General features: G+C 48.6%; 1 protein-coding gene. It reads right to left on the minus strand.

The window, feature by feature from the left end:
- Positions 1-185: 185 nt before the first annotated feature.
- Positions 186-516: hypothetical protein (locus B2400_RS05415; protein ID WP_293931648.1), on the minus strand; the 331-nt coding region annotated here is incomplete at its 5' end.

Below are 516 nucleotides of genomic sequence, written 5' to 3' on the forward strand. Positions count from 1 at the left end.
CAAGCCCGCTCGGCAAGGGCTCTGATAGGGGAGAGCAAGGGTACTGCAAAAGCTTTGCCCCAAGCCAATCCCCTTCCAGGCCCCTTCCAATCCCCCATTTCCCTCCACTAACCCGCAGAACCGCCCCTTCCTACCTATTTCTCGATAAATTATTGCTCACATTGCTAGCGAGTTACGCTATTCCGCTAAAAATATTCGTTTGCAGGTCTTGGAAGTATGGTCAATTTGTCCCTATCTTTGCACCACTCCGCAAGGGAGGGACGGTCGAAACGGCCATGACATCGGGAAGGAAAGAGCGAGATATCCGCCGCTGAAAAGCAGGATATTTCGACCTCAAAAAAAGCCTCAAAAAATATTTTAAAATAAATTTTGGGAATTAAAAAAAACCTTCTACCTTTGCAGTCCCAACTACGGGGAACGGCTGAGAGCGCAAAGCTCGAAGCTGATAAAACTGAAAGCTTGAGCGCCACGGAAACAAGGCGCACAACATAAGAGAAGCGGAAGCGAGATGCGGAA

The sequence above is a fragment of the Sphingobacterium sp. UBA6645 genome (genome assembly GCF_002455685.1).
In the GTDB taxonomy this organism is placed as follows: domain Bacteria; phylum Bacteroidota; class Bacteroidia; order Sphingobacteriales; family Sphingobacteriaceae; genus Sphingobacterium; species Sphingobacterium hotanense.